This window comes from Hyphomonas atlantica corrig. (assembly GCF_017795365.1).
Taxonomy (GTDB): Bacteria; Pseudomonadota; Alphaproteobacteria; order Caulobacterales; family Hyphomonadaceae; genus Hyphomonas; species Hyphomonas atlantica.
Genome location: NZ_CP051254.1, coordinates 523,026 through 539,874, shown reverse-complemented (window position 1 = coordinate 539,874; position 16,849 = coordinate 523,026). Strand labels below are relative to the sequence as shown.

The following is a 16,849-nucleotide window of genomic DNA, read 5'->3' as shown; positions in this document are numbered from 1 at the left end:
GTGTTCGCGCGGCGCCGGTAACGAAGACCCGGGACCTTGGGCCCTTTCGAGGTGTCCGCTGAAGACCCTGTCCGGCGCGGCGGGCGGTAACGCTCCATTCCGTAGCCATCTACAAATCATCAGGCGGAGCGCCACGGCGCCCGCCGCGCCGACGGCTTCGCCAGACGGAGCTGGACTACAGGATACCCGGATGGTTGCGGCCAGTCCGGATGTTTGTGCTGGAGGGAACATCGCAGACCCCCACCTGTCCTCCCCCTTGCAGGGGGAGGAACGCAGACAGCAACCGCCTTGCTTGAGGGTCGTTCTCCCCCTTGCAAAGGGGGAGCTAGAGGGGGATCGCGATGGCATGGCCATCGCCTAGGCCGCGACGGGGCGGACGCGTTCACCCATGATACCATTGGCGCGGCGGGCCTTGACGCATTCAAAGCTCCCCGCACGGAAGGCCCGGCAGGCTTCGGGCCGGTCTTCATACACGCCGCACGCCGCCTTGCCGTTCGACAGGTCCAGATGCACGCAATGGCCGCACTCGAACTTTACAAAGGTCTGGCCCTGTTCGGAAAACAGGCTGTCCGCGGGCAGGCTGCGCCCGGCATCCCACGGCAGCAGGGAAAGATAGCGGGGGTTCCGGCTGAAACAGCAGGCGCCGCAGGACACACAGTCGAACGACGAATCTGACATGGAATATTCCTGGCTCCACCGCCCGGCCCGCGCCTGTCGCAGCTCCCGGCGGCGGCGCGATATGCGCCCGAATGCGGCGTCTGGCAAGCGGGAATTTTTTGCGCGTGGGAGGCTCGCGCCGCGCAACCTTTGTCGCGCGCTGGCGTTTGTCCCACAACTCAATCCTGAAAGTTTCAATCCATGTTCACCCAGCTCAATCCGCCCATCCCCCTGACTGTGAAAGATCGCGGTGAGGGCTATGCCATCGGCGTCATCGATTATGGCCAGGAGCACAATCTCATCTGGGTCACGATCATTACCGAAACGGGCGAGATCTGGTGCGCGCCCAATCCTTCTGTGCGCGGCGTGGTCAACTGGACCATGAACCGCCCGCGTCCGGCCATGGAAAGTCCTCATTGAGCGCGTGAATTGCGTCTCGCCCTGATGAACCAAATCGCAAGGTACGCGTTACCTGAAGACTGCTTGCCGGAGGAAAGGATCCCCGCTGATGAAACGCCAAATGATTGTCCCTGCTGTTGCCGCCCTCATGCTCGCCGCCTGTTCGGGTGACGCGCCAGATACACCAATGCCGCAAGACCCAGTGCAGCCCTATGCGGATGATGTCGATATTACGCCGCCCGTAGAGGCTGACCCCGATATGAATGACAGCGAGAGCTATACCGAGACAATGGACCGGGACCAGATGGTGACCTCCGGCCCGAACGTCGTGGACACGCTGGCCGCTGATCCGCGCCTGTCTACGCTCTATGGTGCGGTTGAGGCCGCGGGCCTGGACGAGACGCTCGCAACCGGCGGGCCCTATACCGTGTTCGCGCCCACCAATGAGGCCTTCGACGCGCTGCCCGAAGGCCAGCTGGAGGATTATCTCCGCCCTGAGAAAGTCGACCGGCTGGTCCGCATGCTGGAATATCATATTGTGGAAGGCGATCTCCGCGCCTCCAACGTGCCCGCAGAGGAAGACGGCGTGCCGACACCCAGCCTGAACGGGCTCGACCTGTCCCTGCGCGACATGGGCGGCGGCGAGCTGATGATCAATCAGGCAAGCATACTGGAAAGCGATATCGAGGGCGGCAATGGCGTCGTTCATGTGATCGACTCCGTGCTGGTTCCCCGGGAAAGCGAATAGGGAAACGCCATTGCAGCGGATGTGAACAAATAGCGAAAACGCAAGCTGTTCTTAACCCTCCATCCTGATAGGGTGGAGGGCATGACAGCGACGATTCGAATTCTGGGGATTGATCCCGGCCTGCGCCATACGGGCTGGGGCGTTATCGAGCAGACCGGCGCACGGCTTGCCCATATCGCACATGGGGTGATCTCGGTGGACTCGAGTCTTGCCATGTCAGAACGGCTTGGCGGCATATTCGAGGCCGTCGGCGAACTGGCCCGGCATTATGGTCCTCATGCCTCCGGCGTTGAGGAAACGCTCGTCAACGCCAACCCGCGCTCGGCGCTGAAACTTGGCCAGGCGCGCGGCGCGGCAATGGCGGCGCTGTCCATGGCGGGGGTGCCGGTCGCGGAATTCGCCCCACGCAAGATCAAGCTGGCGATTGTCGGCACGGGCACGGCAGACAAGGATCAGGTGGCCTTTATGGTCAAGCGCCTGTTGCCCCGGGCGGGGGAGATGAAATCGGATTCGGCGGATGCGCTGGCCTGTGCGATCTGCACGGCGCACCATCTGCCGCTGGATGTGAAGCGGGGCGCGGCATGATTATTGGCAGGTTGACTGGCACCGTCGCCGCCCTCGGCGCGGATCATGTTCTGATTGATGTAAATGGAGTCGGCTATGTCTGCATGGCCGGCGCGCGACTCCTGTCGAAACTGCACGCAGGCGATGATACGGTGCTGCATGTCGAGACCAAGGTGAGCGAAGCGGCGATCACGCTTTATGGTTTCGGTACGGATGAGGAACGCGCCTGGTTTGTCCGGCTGCAAGATGTGCACGGCGTTGCAGGCAAGGCGGCAATGGCAATTCTTGATGCGATCACGCCGGCCGAACTGATGGATGCAATCGCGCTTGGTGACGCGTCTGTGCTGACGCGCGCAAAGGGCGTGGGCAAGAAACTGGCTGAGCGCATCACGGGCGAATTGGCCGGGAAGCCACCACCAATGGGGCGGTTCGGTCAGTTCGAAACGGCCAGGGTGGCCGGACTTGCGAGTAAGCCAGTGGCCGCTGCGACAGGTGCGCGCAGCGAAGCGATCTCGGCGCTGGTCAATCTTGGTTATGCTCAGGCTGATGCCGCGCGCGCAGTGGCCAGTGCGGCAAAGGATGCGGGCGATGAGGATGTCAGCCAGCTGATCAAGGCGGCGCTGAAGGAGCTCGCGAAATGAGCCGCGAGGGCGCTCTGTCTGATCCGAACGCGCAAGGCGGCGACGCGCTGGACCGCGCGCTGCGACCGCAAGCGTTTGACGATTATGTCGGCCAGCGCAAGGCGAAGTCGAACCTAAAAGTCTATGTTGATGCGGCGAAGAAACGCGAAGAGGCGCTTGATCATGTGCTTCTGTTCGGGCCGCCGGGGCTGGGGAAAACAACGCTTGCGCAGATACTTGCCAAGGAGATGGGCGTAGGCTTTCGTGCGACGTCAGGCCCAGTCATTGCCAAGGCCGGTGATCTTGCGGCGATCCTGACAAATCTTGAGCCGAACGATGTTTTGTTCATTGACGAAATCCATCGCCTGCCGCCAGTTGTCGAGGAAATCCTGTATCCAGCCATGGAGGATTACGCGCTCGACATTGTGATCGGGGAGGGGCCGTCGGCAAGGTCTGTGCGTCTTGATCTTGCGCCTTTCACACTGGTTGGCGCGACGACCCGAGCGGGGCTGCTGGCCACACCATTGCGGGACCGGTTTGGCATTCCGCTCCGGCTTGAGTTTTATGAACCGGAGGAACTCGCCCGCATCGTCATGGCGGCGGCGCGTAAATTGACGGCTCCGATTACAGAGGATGGCGCGATCGAAATCGCTAGCCGTGCGCGTGGCACGCCGCGCATCGCGCTACGCCTTCTGCGCCGGGTGCGTGACTTTGCAGAGGCGGACGGCGGAACGATCACAAAGGAAGCGGCGGCGAGCGCGTTGAAGCGGCTTGAGATCGACTCCGATGGTCTTGATGCGTTGGACCGTCGCTATCTGCACGCGCTGGTGAAGACGTATGCGGGCGGGCCGGTAGGCGTGGAGACGCTGGCGGCGGCGCTGTCTGAAGCGCGTGATGCGGTGGAAGATGTGATCGAGCCCTATTTGATGCAGAAAGGCTATGTCGCCCGTACGCCGAGGGGCCGGGTTGCGGCGCCGCTGGCCTATGAGAGGCTTGGCCTGCCAAATCCCGGCGGGCAGCAATCGGGGCTGTTCGGCGAAAAATAGTCGATCACGGGCGTGCGCAGCCACTACGTATTTCCCCCGATTCCGATGGAGCGGGCGTCATGAGCACATGATTGGCAGACACAGCCAATCAGGGAGAATTTCTCTATGTCTCATACGCCGCACGAGCTCGCCGAGGAATTTCCGGACGCCGCCGACCGAATTCACGAGCTGAAGCAGACGGATGCGCATTTCGCCCGTCTGGCGGATGAATACCATGAGCTGAATCGCCAGATTCACCGCATCGAAACCGATATTGAGCCCGCCAGTGATGCGTTCCAGACGCGGCTGCGCAAACAGCGGATGATGATCAAGGACGAGATCAACCGCATTCTGGGCGCAACGGCCTGAACAGCACGGAGAGGAGCGGGCAATGGGAAACCTCAGCGTTGATGCCCTGGCCATTGCGGCGCTGGTCGGATTCGCCACCTTGCTGCTGATCGGAGCGGGCCTGACAGCCTGGCTCTGGAAGCAATCGGGCAAGTCCGAAGGCGACCTTTAGACGATCCAACTGCTATTTTTCCCCTTATTTGCGAATTAGGGGAAGACTCTTCAACCTTATGGTGTTACTAGAAATGCAATCGATTGTAGTGGGGACTAGCAATTGGCACATTCATTTGCAGGACTGGCAGGCGAATTTCCCGATGTCATCGCGGAAATCTTCGAACTGACCTCAACCGATCCGGAATTCCGTCGCCTTGCCGAGGAGTTCGAAGACGTGACGCACGCCCTGGCGGAGGCGGAATCCAGTATCGAGGATGACGCGTTCAGCAATCGCGAGGCGTTGCAGGCGCGGCGGGATGAGCTGCGCGAGACGTTGTGCGCCATTCTGTGTGACATGACCGGCGATGCGCAATGGTGTGACCAGGTTCCGCTAGAATCCCCCGTGCGCCGTGCCCGCCGGCCTGCCGCCTGACATTTGACGCAGCACGTGCGGCCGGCATGGCGGGGCCATCCGGGCGCAAAAAGGCAAATTTCGATCAGTTTGGGGATTCAGGGCGGGGCGCGGGCAATGCGCGCGGCGCCGGCCAGGGGACGTTCCCCTTTGGCATGGCCCGCCCATGACGCATCCACGGCCAACCGCGAGGGGCATGGCAGCAACGCCGCAAGGCAGGCGGGCAGGTCGCTGGCGAGGCTGGGCCGTTCCCAGCGCGCGGACCATTCCGGCAGAACACGCCGCACCGGCGCATCAGCAATATAGCGAACGCGGATTTGCCCGGTCCGCGTAACCGTCACCCATATGTTCCGCTTCACCTTCCGCTGCACGGCGGCAAGGCGCATAAGGTTCCACCACAGAATGGGCCAGCAAAAGGCCCAGACATGCTGGTAAAAGGGGCGGTAGCGCGGGTCCATGAGCCGAGCATGGCATACCCGCTTATCAGACGAATTGGTGCGGGTTGATCAGTTCCGTGAAGGGAAGATGCCCTGCGTCACGACGCATTGTTTCAGTGTAAGATAAGGCTGCATGTTGTTGCCCACGGAGGAGTCGCCCAGCGCATCGCCATCGCCCGTATCGGCCAGCGCCGGGGCGGCCATGTCAGTCTCAACGCCGCCGCGCTCACCCAGGCGGCGCTCTGTCAGGCCGGGGCCCTGGCCCGCGCCGACGACAACCCGCCCGCGCAAATCGGGCAGGGCAAATGTGGTGCGCCCATCCCCGCCATACATGGTGCCGAGCAGGGAGAAGAGGGCGGTATTCTGCGAAATCGGCAGCAGGCGGCCATCCGCCTCCAGCGTGCCGCGCGGGCAGAAATTGAAGCCGACGGTCAGGATCTCGCCGAGATATTCGTCCGGGCCGGCCTGCGCCGATGGTGCGGCCAGTGTCGCCGTGATGATCGCTGCCGTGAAAATGGAAAGCCGGGCCATGTCGTCTCCTCCCCTTTATGGATGGAAATCAGTCTAGGCAGCTTTGGGGGCACGGCAAGGGGGGCGTCGATTGCCATCAACACCGCATCCCCGGCGGACGCCGGGGTCTCCCGCGGTGAGGGCGCGGAGCCTGCCGCAGGGGACTCCGCGCCCTGCGCTTGCGCTTGGGCCTGCTGCGGGGCGAATGCAGTGCATTCGCTTCATCCCTTCGCAGCGCCGGAGATACGGAGAGAGGGAAGTTTGTCATCCCGGAAAGCGCGCAGCGCTTATCCGGGACCCATCCTGCCGAAAATCACCCATGCTGCTGGGTCCCGGATATTTGCTGCCGCAAATTCCGGGATGACAAGGTTGAGACGTGGAGGGACTGGCGGGTTGCGCTAGTAATGCGGCGGGGGCCGGTCCACGGGGGCGGCCTGGCCGGCGGACTGCTCGGCGTCCGCCACGCGCTCGGCAAGGCGCGCCACCTGCCGCTCCAGCCGCTCGATCAGCTTCCATTGCGCCGTGATGGCGGCGTTCAAATCCTCAATCGTCTGGTCCTGATGGACCACACGCATTTCAAGCTCGTCGAGGCGGGCGGAGGTGGAGGGTGTGTCTGTCATGGCGGAGGGATTAGCGCTGGGGGTGGGGGGTGGCAATGGAAGGGAGGGGCTAGAGTGGTCATGGCCCGCCAACTCTGCGCATGAAATGGCGGATTACGCTGACGCTAACCCGCTTTACCGCAATGCCGAGCATCGCTTTTTTACATAGGAGGGTGGCTTCTGGGCTTATTGAGCAATTCCACCATCTTAAAAATGGTGAGCACAACAGCGATCATCAGAAGAATGCCATAAAAAAGTAGCCATACACCAAGAAAAGCCAATGCGCGGTTCGTAGTTTCTCCGACTCCCCAAAAGTCTGGCAGCGGTCGTTCTTGGTAAACGAGTGCATAAAGAATCGTTATAATTTGTATGATGAGCGCATGTGTGAGGATTCCCACGACCATGATTAGCGGGGACTTTCCGTTAAAGCGATCACTCGGTTTACTCAGAATTCTTTTGGTGTGTTCATCCAACAGCGCAAATAAGAGCGCGAATGCTGCGATCGAAAACCCTGCTAAGCTGGGAAATATTGCCAGAACTGTTGAAGTCCATCGTTCAACATCGTTTTCTACTATTATGGAACGCCAACTGCTGGCGGCGAGCGCCACGGCCAATCCAAAGTAAGATGAGAACATGATCGCCCGAATGCCGCCCACGGCAGAATAGACATCGTTCAAGTTCCCAAATAAGTTAGATCGATTTGTCTCAGCCATTCGGGTCTGTTGTCTTTTCTCTCAGTCTATCTCTCATTTGATTGACTTTCGATATCAAGGTCGAAGCAAGGCGATTGAACACGCTCAGTTCGGATTGGACTTCGGGATCATAGGTGTCTTTTTCAACTAGTGGAGAGTCTTCAGTCGTATGGGTGGTCACGATGCCATTAACAAGGCTTTTTGTTTGCACTTTGCCATTCTCAGACGCGACGATTGCAAGGTTGAAAGATCTTTCTGTTGGCACCAAATCCTTCTCAGTTTTGGTCCTAACCACCTCCTCGTATTCGTCGCCATTTTCCCGTTCTAACCGTTCTTCAATTTCTTCCGCCAATCCGCGTCCGATGTCTGTATTGGGTCGGCCAATAATAAATCGCATCTCTTTAAGGTGGGGCATGCGGAGTAGCATTTCAGCTTCATCATAGCTCTTGATGATATCAGCTTCCACTCTTCCGAACTTTTGACTAATGACCGACCAGCGAAGAGCTTGAGCGAAGTATGTTTCCAATGACCGAGCACTTAAAGACTTGGAAGCCGAGTAGCTTGAAAACAAAACGACATGGCTGTCCTCGTCTAATTTGAAGTAAAATTGTGCAAGGTTTGGGCGTAGAGATTCAGGAATGCTGATTTCGTCCAATTTTTCTGGCGGTGCTGCGTCAAAATCTTCTAGATCGAACCAATCTCCATCAATGTCGATCTCCGTATATTTTGACAGGATTCCCATCTTCGATGATTCATCAAAATAGCTGATAGCTACATATGAATCGCCATATACGCGTACGCCTTTTCTTTGCTCCGCGAGGGTAGCAATTAGTGCGCTGTAGTCGCGATCTTCATCAGTTGATATGCGAATGTTGATCGCTGACACTTCTAACTTAGGTGGTCTTGCCATGCCTCTCTCCAGGGGTGAAATTTTGAGCAACCTTTAGGGGGATTTTTCGGGGTTGTCTAGATAATCAGGAGAGAAGCTATGGCGTCTCTACCGTACATAAATCTCCGCGCCCTGTGCGATGAATTCCGCGCTCTTTTCCTCCATCCCCTTGCGCGCTTCTGCGGCCTGCTTCTCCAGATCGGTCCGTTCGTTCTCGCTCATGTTCGCGGCGTAGTCGCGGACCTCCGCCGTGATCTTCATGCTGCAGAATTTGGGGCCGCACATGGAGCAGAAATGCGCGACCTTGTGGGCGTCTTTGGGGAGGGTCTGGTCGTGGAAGTCGCGGGCGGTTTCGGGGTCGAGGCTGAGATTGAACTGGTCTTCCCAGCGGAACTCGAAGCGCGCGCGGGAAAGCGCATCGTCGCGGATTTGCGCGGCGGGGTGGCCCTTGGCGAGGTCGGCGGCGTGGGCGGCGAGCTTGTAGGTGACGACGCCGACTTTCACATCGTCCCGGTCCGGCAGGCCGAGATGCTCCTTGGGCGTCACATAGCAGAGCATGGCCGTGCCATACCAGCCGATCATCGCTGCGCCGATGCCGGAGGTGATATGGTCATAGCCGGGCGCGATGTCCGTGGTGAGCGGCCCCAGCGTATAGAAGGGGGCCTCGCCGCATTCGCGCAGCTGTTTCTCCATGTTCACCTTGATCTTGTGCATGGGCACATGGCCCGGCCCCTCGATCATCACCTGGCAGCCCTTGTCCCAGGCGATCTTTGTCAGCTCGCCAAGGGTTTCCAGTTCTGCGAACTGGGCCGCGTCATTGGCGTCTGCAATCGCGCCGGGGCGCAGGCCGTCGCCGAGGGAGAAGCTGACATCATAGGCGCGCATGATGTCGCAGATGTCCTCGAAATGTTCGTAGAGGAAGCTTTCCTTGTGGTGGGCCAGCATCCATTTCGCCATGATCGAGCCGCCGCGCGAGACGATGCCGCACACGCGGTCTGCCGTCAGGTGGATATAGGCGAGGCGCACGCCGGCATGGATGGTGAAATAGTCGACGCCCTGTTCGCACTGTTCGATCAGCGTGTCGCGATAGACTTCCCAGGTCAGGTCTTCGGCGACGCCGTCCACCTTTTCCAGCGCCTGATAGATCGGCACCGTGCCGATCGGGACGGGGGAGTTGCGGATGATCCATTCGCGCGTGTTGTGAATGTTGCGGCCGGTGGACAGGTCCATCACATTGTCGGCGCCCCAGCGGATGGCCCAGACCATCTTGTCGACTTCTTCCTCAACTGATGAGGCGACGGCGGAGTTGCCGATATTGGCATTGATCTTCACGAGGAAGTTCCGGCCGATGATCTGCGGCTCCAGCTCGGCATGGTTGATATTGGACGGGATGATCGCGCGGCCAGCGGCGATTTCCTCGCGGACGAATTCCGGTGTGATGAATTCCGGGATGTGCGCGCCAAAGCTCTCGCCCTGTGCGATCTGCTCTGCGGCGCCCTCTGCGGCTTTCGCGCGGCCAATGTTCTCGCGCGTGGCGACATAGATCATCTCTTTCGTGATGATGCCTGCCTTGGCGAATTCGTATTGCGTCACCTTGTGACCGGGCAGGCCGCGCAGGGGCTTGTGCTTCACGGGGAATTCGCGGGCCAGATATTTGCCGGTGGCGCCGCCATTGTCTTCCGGCTTCACATCGCGGCCGTCATATTCCTCGACGCCGCCGCGCTCCAGCACCCAGGCGCGCCGGTCGCGGGCGAGGCCTTTTTCGACATCAATGGTGACGGACGGATCGGTATAGGGGCCGGACGTGTCATAGACGGGCACGGCCGGCTCGTTCGCGGAAGGGTGAAGGTCAATCTCGCGGTGCGGCACGGCGATGTCAGGCGCATCGGCAGGATGGGAATAGACCTTGCGGCTGGCGGGCAGGGGACCGGTGGTGACTTTGGGGGTCTCGAACTGGCTTTGATCGGCGGGCTTGTTCATGGCGCATCCTCGCGAGCGTTGAGGCCTGCACCATTCGGCATGGGGGGAATCCGGGCAGATTTGCCCATTGTCGCATTCCGTCCCTACGCCGGCGCAAACCGGATCAGGTTCAAAGGGTGCTCGGGCGGCATCAGCCCAATCTCAGCGCTTACCAGACGCGCCCCTCGGATGCGGTGCAAACTAGTCCAATCACGTGGCGATTGAAAGAGGGCTTTCTGCCGGTGGCGGTCTGGCGGCTTTACGGGGTCTTCGACCAGCCCGTCACATCAATATATGTTTGCTCGTCACCAAGACGGAACTCGAGATGCGAGCCGGTCTTCGCCTTCGAGGCGTAGAACGCGTTGTAGGCCTCGGCCGCGTCGCGGGCGCGCGCATTGCGCTGATCGAGCAAGTCTTCGCGCAGCTGAGACACGATTTCGCGCCGGTCGCGGTCCACTCGGAAGTCCTCAATTGCCAGTTTGATCTGATTGGCCTGACGGTCAGAATACTGCGCCCACTGGCCCATGACTCTCGCGCGATCATAGAGGAATTGGGTTTCACTTGCGGGGCAGGCTTTCGCGAGCGACGAGAGGCGATTCTTCGCAAACTCGACCCGCCGATCATAGACGGCGAGATTCTGGTCGTAGAATTTCAGATCGTCCTCATCTCCCAGGCCAGCGGTTCCGAATTTCGAAGAAGCCTCCAGCAGCTTGACCCAGAATCGGCCTTCCACCTCGTCTGACAAACGCGGCGTCTCTCCATAGGGGCATACAGCAGGGGCGCCTCCGGTCAGGCTCGGCTCGACATGACCGGACTCGGCAAGCAGGACGAGGTGGGGCAGGAACGTCAGGCCCAGCGCGTTGCGCGCATGGCCCCACGCCCAGAAGCTTTGCTCAGCGCCGCTTTCGTCTGTGTAGGTAAAAGGCTGCATCTTGGAATCATATGTGTCGGAGGCCTGGCGCAGCATTTTGAACGCGAAGTTGATCTGCTCCATCTTCGCAACGGGGTCGGTTTCGCGTGCCACAGCCGATGTCATCAGATGGATAGACATTGCGATGCCCTGATAGTCGTTGGGGCAATTCGCGAAGTCAGCTTTCAGATCCTCGTATACGGCGCCGGTGTCCACGTTTTCGCCCGCAGCCTGAAGGGATTGCAGCTTGCGCACCAATTGCTGGTGATGGTCAGCCGGGCAATCGGCCAGCGCGGCTGGAATGAAGCAGGCGGTCGCGGCCAGCAGGGCGGCAAGTTTCAGGCGCATAAATCCTCCGGGAAAGCATGGGTCGGGAGAATCTAGCCGGTGTGCTGCGCTTTGCGAATACCTTGTTTTGCTGGGGCGTTGTGGGTGGCACTCACTGTGGCGACAAAATAGTTAGTAGAATTACTAAGTGACTTGACGCCTTTGCGCGCTTCGAGATAGATAGCTATATGGCTAACTATTCTTCTTCCGATTCATCCGCCCTCGACCGGGCCTTCCACGCCCTCGGGGATGCCACACGGCGCGGAGTTCTGGCGCAACTGGCGCTTGGCGAGGCGCCGGTGTCGAAACTGGCCGAACCCTATGACATGGCCCTGCCGACCTTCTTGCAGCACCTCAAAGTGCTGGAGGCTGGCGGTCTGGTGTCCAGCCGCAAGAAGGGACGGGTCCGGCTTTGCCGACTGGAAGCCGCCCGTCTTGCGGAGCTGAAGAACTGGATCACGCAATATGAACAGGCCTGGTCTGCACGGCTCGACCGGCTTGATGATTTCCTGAACGAGAACGACCCCAACAAGGACACCTGACATGACCCATCACACCGCTCAGCATGGAACTGCTACGCTTGAAAAAGGCCTGTCGGCCTCACCCGCGCGCGTCTTCGCCGCCTGGGCCGATCCAGACCAGCGCAAGGTCTGGGGATCGCCTTCGGATGAGATCGACATGCGTATCGATGCAGCTGACTTTACCGTAGGCGGAGAAGATGTGACGACCTGCCTTGCTGGCGATGAGGCTGTCGCCGTGGTACGCGGGCGGTATCATGACATCCTTCCTGATAAACGGATTGTCTATACGGAGATCATTTCTTCCATGGATGCGCTGGAAGGAGCCAGCCTTGTTACTGCAGAGTTTCTGGCCGAAGGGGCGGGCACGCGTCTGGTTGTGACCCTGCAAACCGTCGCTTTGGACGGATCAACCTTGCTGGAAGAGGCGCAAGAAGGTTGGGGCAGCGCATTGATCCGGTTGGAGGAATTGCTGCAGGCAGGATGACAGGGAGTGGAACCGCGTTGGTCCCCAATCATTGGCTTACAAGACAAAGCCAGATTGGAGACCAGCATGTCAGACGCCCCAACAGTTATAATCACCGGCGCCGGATCGGGCATCGGCGCGGCAACCGCAAAGCGCTTTGCTCGCGATGGCTACAATACGGTTCTCAATGGTCGGACCCGGGAGAAACTGGAGTCGATCGCCAGCGAGATTGAGGGTGACCGGGTAAAAATTGTCGCTGGAGATGTGTCGAAGGTTGAAGACGTCGATGCTTTGGTGGCCGAGACCCTTGATGCGTTTGGTCGCCTGGACGTGCTGGTCAACAATGCGGGCATTGCGCGTGGGGGGCGACCGGGAAAGCTGTCACGCGACGACTTTCAGAAGATGCAGGACATCAATGTCGGCGGAATCTTCAACACCGTTACAGCGGCGCTTCCACACCTGAAAAAGTCGAAGGGCAACATCGTAAATGTGTCGTCTGTCTCCGGTCTGGGAGGGGATTGGGGCATGTTTGGATACAACACGTCTAAAGGCGGTGTCAGCCTGATGACCAAGGGTATGGCGCTGGACCTTGCTGGTGAGGGTGTCCGCGTCAATGCGGTCGCGCCAAGCCTGACCAGGACGGACATGGCCGATGGCATCATGGATGATGATGGATTGCTGGAGCGCTTCCTGCAGCGAATACCAATGGGGCGGCCCGGCGAACCTGACGACGTTGCGGATGTGATCGCCTTTCTGGCAAGCCGGGATGCGCGTTTTGTGACGGGGGTCGTCCTGCCGGTGGATGGCGGCGTATCGGCGTCAAACGGCCAGCCGCAATTGGGGTAGGGGCCTGGCCACTGCGGAAACTGCAGTTGTTTAATGCCTGAGGGCGATTTGTTAACCTTATGGCGACACCGAATCGCCATGTTGGGCGCGAACCCGATGACGGAGACGTGCCCAATGGCTTTTACCGCGACGTTCGGTCCTGCCGAGGAGACCAAGGCGAAGTCGAAATACAAGACGTTCAAGGTGGACCTCTGGGCAACGGATCTGAATCCGACCGAGATTGGCATCATGAAGCGGACCCAGCACGAGGCTGCGTCTGATCAGTTCACCAAGGACATGGAAATTTTCGGGCAGGTCAAGGATGGCCGCGAGCGGACGGGGATTCTCGCCTACCGGAAGGAATTGTGGAAAACCGAAGAGGGCATGAAGCGCCGTCTTGTGCTGAAGCTTTTCTCTGAAGGCATGCATTGGCGCGGGACCGCCGAACTGCTGATGGGGCGCTCACTCCAATTGAGCATTGGGGCGAAGGGCGTTCCGGTCCCGGCTTATTCCGTCAATATCAGTCGCCACGACCAGATCATTCAATTGGAGCGTTCGGCGCACAAATGGCCCTTGTTTCCGGAGAAATTTTCCTTCTTCATCGATACGAAGAATGGGCCGCGTTTCTACCGTCTCCGCCGCAATGTGATCGGCATTGGCGCGGATTACAGCCTCTATGATGACCGGGGCCGGAAGATCGGCAGCCTTGACCACCGGATCATCAATCTGGGTGGTTCCTGGATCGTGAAGCTGGATGCGGCCGAGAGCTACGCAAAGCTGGAGGCCGTCCTGCAGATATTCTGTGCCCTGCTGAAATTCAATGGATCTGCGCGCAGGCACGTCGCGAGAGAGGTCGAGCAACTTCACATGGGGCGGGCCGTGCGTGAACTCGACACACAGGAACGTAATCTTTATCTCAACCCGCGCCGCAGGCGCTGATCGCTCAGGCGACTGCCGGTTTCAGTTCGATCCACAATTGCTCTGACTGTGCCAGCAGGCGTCCGTCGCGGGTGAACAGACCGGTCGCGGCGCCATGCTTGCGCCCATCATCGAACAGAGACCATCCGACCACGATCAACTCATCGCCAGGGGCGGGCCGGTCATGGATGTGGGCGGCGATCTTGGCGAGCACCATCGGATTGTCCTGAAAGCCGATCGCGAACGCGCCGGGGCAATCCAGCGCGGCCCAGAGGATTTCCGGGCGGATCAGGCCGTCTTCGCCCGCAAGGCTGGCATCGGGTGTCCAGACATCTGTCACGCCGTCATAGCCGTCAGGTTTCCCGGTGAACAGGCACAAGCCGTCCTCGGTGCGTTCCGGCCCGCAGACATAGCAGCCAGGAAAAGCGTGCGTTTCGACCGGCGGGAAATGGTCCGGGCCGGATTTGGCAATCTCGAAGCCCGGCGCAGCAGGGGGCGGAGCAAGCGCCTCGGTCGGGCGCACCAGCATGACGGTTTGCTCGCCATGGCGGACTTCATACCCGTCATCTGTCTTGATCACCTGCATCGGTGTTTCCAGCGGCGGTGGCGCACGCAGGGAAACCTCGGCCGGGCCGTCGATCTGGCTGGCGGCAAGTCCGGCAGCGATACCACCATTGGCGGAGCCCGGCGGGCCGTTGAACATGGCGGGGACGGAAATCGTGAAAGCGGTGGACATAGCTGGCTCCTGTCCTGCGCGCATGGCCCAGTCACAGCCTTGGCGTCAATGCGACACGCGGGTTGGTTTAGTCGATCAGGCCAAGTTCACGCTGCTTTTTCTTGCTGAGCGCGCTGCCGATCAGCCGGAAGGATTCGGTGAGATATTCCTTGAGGTCCTCATCCGACAGGGTTTCTTCGGAGAAGCGCTGAATCCATTTCATGCCGCGTGAGGCGAGATAGGGCGCACCTTGGCACCCGGGTTGTTCCTTCAGGATGTGAAAGCTGATCGGGCGCACCTTGAATGTGCATGCCGCCAGCTGTTCCCCATCGGGTGTTCCAATGGCGAAGACCTTGTTGCCAATCTTCCACACATGGGACCCGCCCCATTGTACCACATGTTCGGTCTGGCCAAGCCCCTCACAAAAGGAATTGTATTCCTCCAGGGTCATTGCGTCAGGGCCTGCTGCGCGCCACTGTCCCACCCAACAAGAATATCTGCGCCGGTATCAATGACGGGTCGCTTGATCAGGGTTGGATTGGCCTTGAGCAAGGCTGCTGCGCCATCGCCCAGCGCGCCGGATTTCTCTTCGTCCGACAAGGTGCGCCATGTGGTCGAACGGCGATTGACCAGCTTCTCCGCGCCAACGGCCTTGAGCCAGGCGGGCACAAGCCGATCAAGGTCGGCCTCTTCGCGTATGTCCACGAAGGCGGTGTCCCTGTCGGCAGCGTCCAGGGCTTTCAGCGCCTTCTTGCATGTATCGCAATTCTTCAATCCGTAGAGGGTCACCGGGCCAGCCGACATGTCTTTTCCTTTCGATTCTTCTGTGTGACGAGCCTAAAGCGCGCCGAGCGCAAACACCACGGCCCCAATGGCGAGCGCAACAACCCCGAAGCCGCGCAGATGGTCGTCATCCGGCATCATCCAGTGGGCAATCGCCCATATCGGCTTTGGCCAGGCGACCAACAACAGGCCTTCGATCAGTCCACCAGCCAGCAGCAGCGTCGCCAACCCGTCAGAGATGTTGGTGAAACTGTTCTGGAGCGACAAGGTTCCGCCCGCGGAAAACAGCATCACAGCGCCGCAAAGGAAGCCGATCGCCGGGCTGGCCTCGAGGTCGTCGATCATCTTGGCGACGCGCAGGGGATCGGTCAGCAGACCAGCGCCCGCCGCCATGAAGTAGAGGCCGAAGAGAAGCAGGATCGTGTCGGTCAGCATGGGTCATTCCTCCCGTCGACAGAAATCCATACTAGCATGCAGGCGGTTTCGGGTCAGTCGTTTTTGGTCGGGCGCGCGACGCCGATGATGGGGCCCATGTCGAGCCCTGTCTCGTTTCGACCAATACCAGGCGCATAGAGTTTTGAGATGAATCCGTCGAGGAACAGCGCGTTTGGCGCTCCCAACTCGTCGCGGAACAGTGTTGCAAAGCTGTGGAAATTCACGGGCACATCGCTGATTGCGAAATACAAGGTGCCGTCCTTGCCGACGCCGACCCCATTCCGGCGTTTCTTGCTTGGGCCGTCCTGATTGAAGTTCGGGTGCAGGTCGCCATCGATCACCAACATCGGGCCGGACTGGGTGGCGTGGATGGCGTCCGGCGAAAGCGCATCGAAGGCGCGACTTTCGGTGACATGCGCGGCGCCGGCGCTATCAATCCAGAACACGCCATTGGGCAGCATTCCGAAATTGCCAGGCACTTCACGCGTGACAATCGGGGCAGTCTGAACCCCGTCTTCGATGTAGAGGCCAACGGGCCGGCGATCCTGATGATACATGCCCGCATTCATGGCGAAGACAAGCGTTTGATCCTGTGTGGCCAGGTGCGCTGAAAGCCGGTCAAACTGTCCGAATGGCGCGCCATCCGGACCGGACAGCCAGAGACGTACCGGCGTTTCCGCGGCGAATGTGCAGACCGTGTAGGGCTGATCCAGGTGGATACGTTGTTCGCACTCAGTTTGGGGCTGAGCGCGGGCGCAGGCGTGTATCAGACAGGCGCAGAGCAAGGTGAAAATCAGGAATCTCATTTCGCCAGATTAGCCGGTGGAAAGAGGTAGCGCCACGTACATCTCAGCAAGGTTGAGATGGAATCTCATATTATCGATATAACGAAACTTGAATTTCGATATATCGATACAATATACAATTCAGATATATCGAA

The 16,849-nt window shown here is 59.7% G+C and carries 25 protein-coding genes and 1 riboswitch; of the genes, 12 read left to right on the top strand and 13 right to left on the bottom strand.

Translation table 11 applies throughout. The features are described from left to right. Positions 1 to 357: 357 nt before the first annotated feature. The gene (locus tag HF931_RS02700; protein ID WP_273241771.1) at positions 358 to 678 is read right to left on the bottom strand and encodes a YkgJ family cysteine cluster protein; all 321 of its coding nucleotides are present in this window, start codon (positions 676 to 678) and stop codon (positions 358 to 360) included. Positions 679 to 858: 180 nt separating this feature from the next. Between HF931_RS02700 and HF931_RS02695 the strand changes: the two genes are divergently transcribed. The 8 genes from HF931_RS02695 to HF931_RS02660 all read left to right on the top strand — a co-directional run bounded on the left by HF931_RS02695 (position 859) and on the right by HF931_RS02660 (position 4,947). Next, positions 859 to 1,077 carry a hypothetical protein gene (locus HF931_RS02695; protein ID WP_035554145.1) on the top strand — a complete coding sequence of 73 codons (219 nt, stop codon included), beginning with the start codon at positions 859 to 861 and terminating at the stop codon, positions 1,075 to 1,077. 88 nt (positions 1,078 to 1,165) lie between these two features. Beyond that, positions 1,166 to 1,804, top strand: a complete 639-nt coding sequence (locus HF931_RS02690) for a fasciclin domain-containing protein (protein ID WP_273241770.1) — start codon at positions 1,166 to 1,168, stop codon at positions 1,802 to 1,804. 81 nt (positions 1,805 to 1,885) lie between these two features. Next, positions 1,886 to 2,389, top strand: a complete 504-nt coding sequence (ruvC, locus tag HF931_RS02685) for a crossover junction endodeoxyribonuclease RuvC (RefSeq protein ID WP_273241769.1) — start codon at positions 1,886 to 1,888, stop codon at positions 2,387 to 2,389. Next, positions 2,386 to 3,009, top strand: a complete 624-nt coding sequence (ruvA, locus tag HF931_RS02680) for a Holliday junction branch migration protein RuvA (protein WP_273241768.1) — start codon at positions 2,386 to 2,388, stop codon at positions 3,007 to 3,009. Before ruvC ends, ruvA begins: the two co-directional genes overlap by 4 nt. Beyond that, positions 3,006 to 4,034 carry a Holliday junction branch migration DNA helicase RuvB gene (gene ruvB / locus HF931_RS02675; RefSeq protein WP_035554147.1) on the top strand — a complete coding sequence of 343 codons (1,029 nt, stop codon included), beginning with the start codon at positions 3,006 to 3,008 and terminating at the stop codon, positions 4,032 to 4,034. Before ruvA ends, ruvB begins: the two co-directional genes overlap by 4 nt. Positions 4,035 to 4,139: 105 nt before the next feature. Further along, positions 4,140 to 4,382 carry a YdcH family protein gene (locus HF931_RS02670; protein ID WP_273241767.1) on the top strand — a complete coding sequence of 81 codons (243 nt, stop codon included), beginning with the start codon at positions 4,140 to 4,142 and terminating at the stop codon, positions 4,380 to 4,382. Between the two features lie 22 nt (positions 4,383 to 4,404). Continuing rightward, positions 4,405 to 4,533, top strand: coding sequence for a hypothetical protein (locus HF931_RS02665; RefSeq protein WP_272982692.1), 129 nt, complete (start codon positions 4,405 to 4,407; stop codon positions 4,531 to 4,533). A 102-nt stretch (positions 4,534 to 4,635) separates the two neighbouring features. Further along, positions 4,636 to 4,947 carry a hypothetical protein gene (locus HF931_RS02660; RefSeq protein ID WP_273241765.1) on the top strand — a complete coding sequence of 104 codons (312 nt, stop codon included), beginning with the start codon at positions 4,636 to 4,638 and terminating at the stop codon, positions 4,945 to 4,947. Between the two features lie 77 nt (positions 4,948 to 5,024). On the opposite strand, the gene HF931_RS02655 is transcribed toward HF931_RS02660, so the two are convergent. The 7 genes from HF931_RS02655 to HF931_RS02625 form a co-directional block, all read right to left on the bottom strand. After that, entirely contained in the window at positions 5,025 to 5,312 is a 288-nt protein-coding gene (locus tag HF931_RS02655) for a hypothetical protein (RefSeq protein ID WP_273241764.1), read from the bottom strand. Positions 5,313 to 5,432: 120 nt separating this feature from the next. Then, positions 5,433 to 5,894, bottom strand: a complete 462-nt coding sequence (locus tag HF931_RS02650; protein WP_273241763.1) for a phage tail protein — start codon at positions 5,892 to 5,894, stop codon at positions 5,433 to 5,435. A 377-nt stretch (positions 5,895 to 6,271) separates the two neighbouring features. Then, on the bottom strand, positions 6,272 to 6,493 hold the full coding sequence (locus HF931_RS02645) for a SlyX family protein (RefSeq protein WP_273241762.1): 222 nt from the start codon (positions 6,491 to 6,493) through the stop codon (positions 6,272 to 6,274). Between the two features lie 140 nt (positions 6,494 to 6,633). Continuing rightward, entirely contained in the window at positions 6,634 to 7,185 is a 552-nt protein-coding gene (locus tag HF931_RS02640; protein ID WP_273241761.1) for a hypothetical protein, read from the bottom strand. Next, positions 7,178 to 8,074 carry a DUF4747 family protein gene (locus HF931_RS02635; RefSeq protein ID WP_273241760.1) on the bottom strand — a complete coding sequence of 299 codons (897 nt, stop codon included), beginning with the start codon at positions 8,072 to 8,074 and terminating at the stop codon, positions 7,178 to 7,180. The genes HF931_RS02640 and HF931_RS02635 overlap by 8 nt, the downstream gene beginning before the upstream one ends. 87 nt (positions 8,075 to 8,161) lie before the next feature. Next, a complete protein-coding gene (thiC, locus tag HF931_RS02630) occupies positions 8,162 to 10,033 on the bottom strand; it encodes a phosphomethylpyrimidine synthase ThiC (RefSeq protein ID WP_273241759.1) in 1,872 nt (623 codons plus the stop codon). Positions 10,034 to 10,096: 63 nt separating this feature from the next. Next, positions 10,097 to 10,208, bottom strand: a riboswitch (TPP riboswitch). Positions 10,209 to 10,271: 63 nt separating this feature from the next. Beyond that, positions 10,272 to 11,270: a hypothetical protein gene (locus HF931_RS02625; protein ID WP_273241758.1), complete on the bottom strand. Its 999-nt coding sequence runs from the start codon at positions 11,268 to 11,270 to the stop codon at positions 10,272 to 10,274. Between the two features lie 167 nt (positions 11,271 to 11,437). Between HF931_RS02625 and HF931_RS02620 the strand changes: the two genes are divergently transcribed. The 4 genes from HF931_RS02620 (at position 11,438) to HF931_RS02605 (ending at position 13,997) form a co-directional block, all read left to right on the top strand. Further along, entirely contained in the window at positions 11,438 to 11,791 is a 354-nt protein-coding gene (locus HF931_RS02620) for an ArsR/SmtB family transcription factor (RefSeq protein WP_273241757.1), read from the top strand. Between the two features lies 1 nt (position 11,792). After that, positions 11,793 to 12,254 carry an SRPBCC domain-containing protein gene (locus tag HF931_RS02615; protein ID WP_273241755.1) on the top strand — a complete coding sequence of 154 codons (462 nt, stop codon included), beginning with the start codon at positions 11,793 to 11,795 and terminating at the stop codon, positions 12,252 to 12,254. 66 nt (positions 12,255 to 12,320) lie between these two features. Next, positions 12,321 to 13,079: a meso-2,3-butanediol dehydrogenase gene (gene budC, locus HF931_RS02610; protein WP_273241754.1), complete on the top strand. Its 759-nt coding sequence runs from the start codon at positions 12,321 to 12,323 to the stop codon at positions 13,077 to 13,079. A 114-nt stretch (positions 13,080 to 13,193) separates the two neighbouring features. Further along, entirely contained in the window at positions 13,194 to 13,997 is an 804-nt protein-coding gene (locus HF931_RS02605) for a hypothetical protein (RefSeq protein ID WP_155841944.1), read from the top strand. Between the two features lie 4 nt (positions 13,998 to 14,001). Here the strand turns inward: HF931_RS02605 and HF931_RS02600 are convergent, their stop codons facing one another. The 5 genes from HF931_RS02600 to HF931_RS02580 form a co-directional block, all read right to left on the bottom strand. Continuing rightward, the gene (locus tag HF931_RS02600; RefSeq protein WP_273241753.1) at positions 14,002 to 14,712 is read right to left on the bottom strand and encodes a hypothetical protein; all 711 of its coding nucleotides are present in this window, start codon (positions 14,710 to 14,712) and stop codon (positions 14,002 to 14,004) included. A gap of 67 nt (positions 14,713 to 14,779) precedes the next feature. Continuing rightward, positions 14,780 to 15,142, bottom strand: coding sequence for an MmcQ/YjbR family DNA-binding protein (locus HF931_RS02595; RefSeq protein WP_273241752.1), 363 nt, complete (start codon positions 15,140 to 15,142; stop codon positions 14,780 to 14,782). Then, entirely contained in the window at positions 15,139 to 15,495 is a 357-nt protein-coding gene (locus HF931_RS02590; protein ID WP_035554179.1) for an ArsC/Spx/MgsR family protein, read from the bottom strand. The genes HF931_RS02595 and HF931_RS02590 overlap by 4 nt, the downstream gene beginning before the upstream one ends. 33 nt (positions 15,496 to 15,528) lie before the next feature. Continuing rightward, positions 15,529 to 15,909 (bottom strand): hypothetical protein, encoded by a 381-nt coding sequence (locus HF931_RS02585; protein ID WP_273241751.1) that lies wholly within the window; start codon positions 15,907 to 15,909, stop codon positions 15,529 to 15,531. A gap of 53 nt (positions 15,910 to 15,962) precedes the next feature. Further along, positions 15,963 to 16,715, bottom strand: coding sequence for a phosphodiester glycosidase family protein (locus tag HF931_RS02580; RefSeq protein WP_273014134.1), 753 nt, complete (start codon positions 16,713 to 16,715; stop codon positions 15,963 to 15,965). Positions 16,716 to 16,849: the final 134 nt, after the last annotated feature.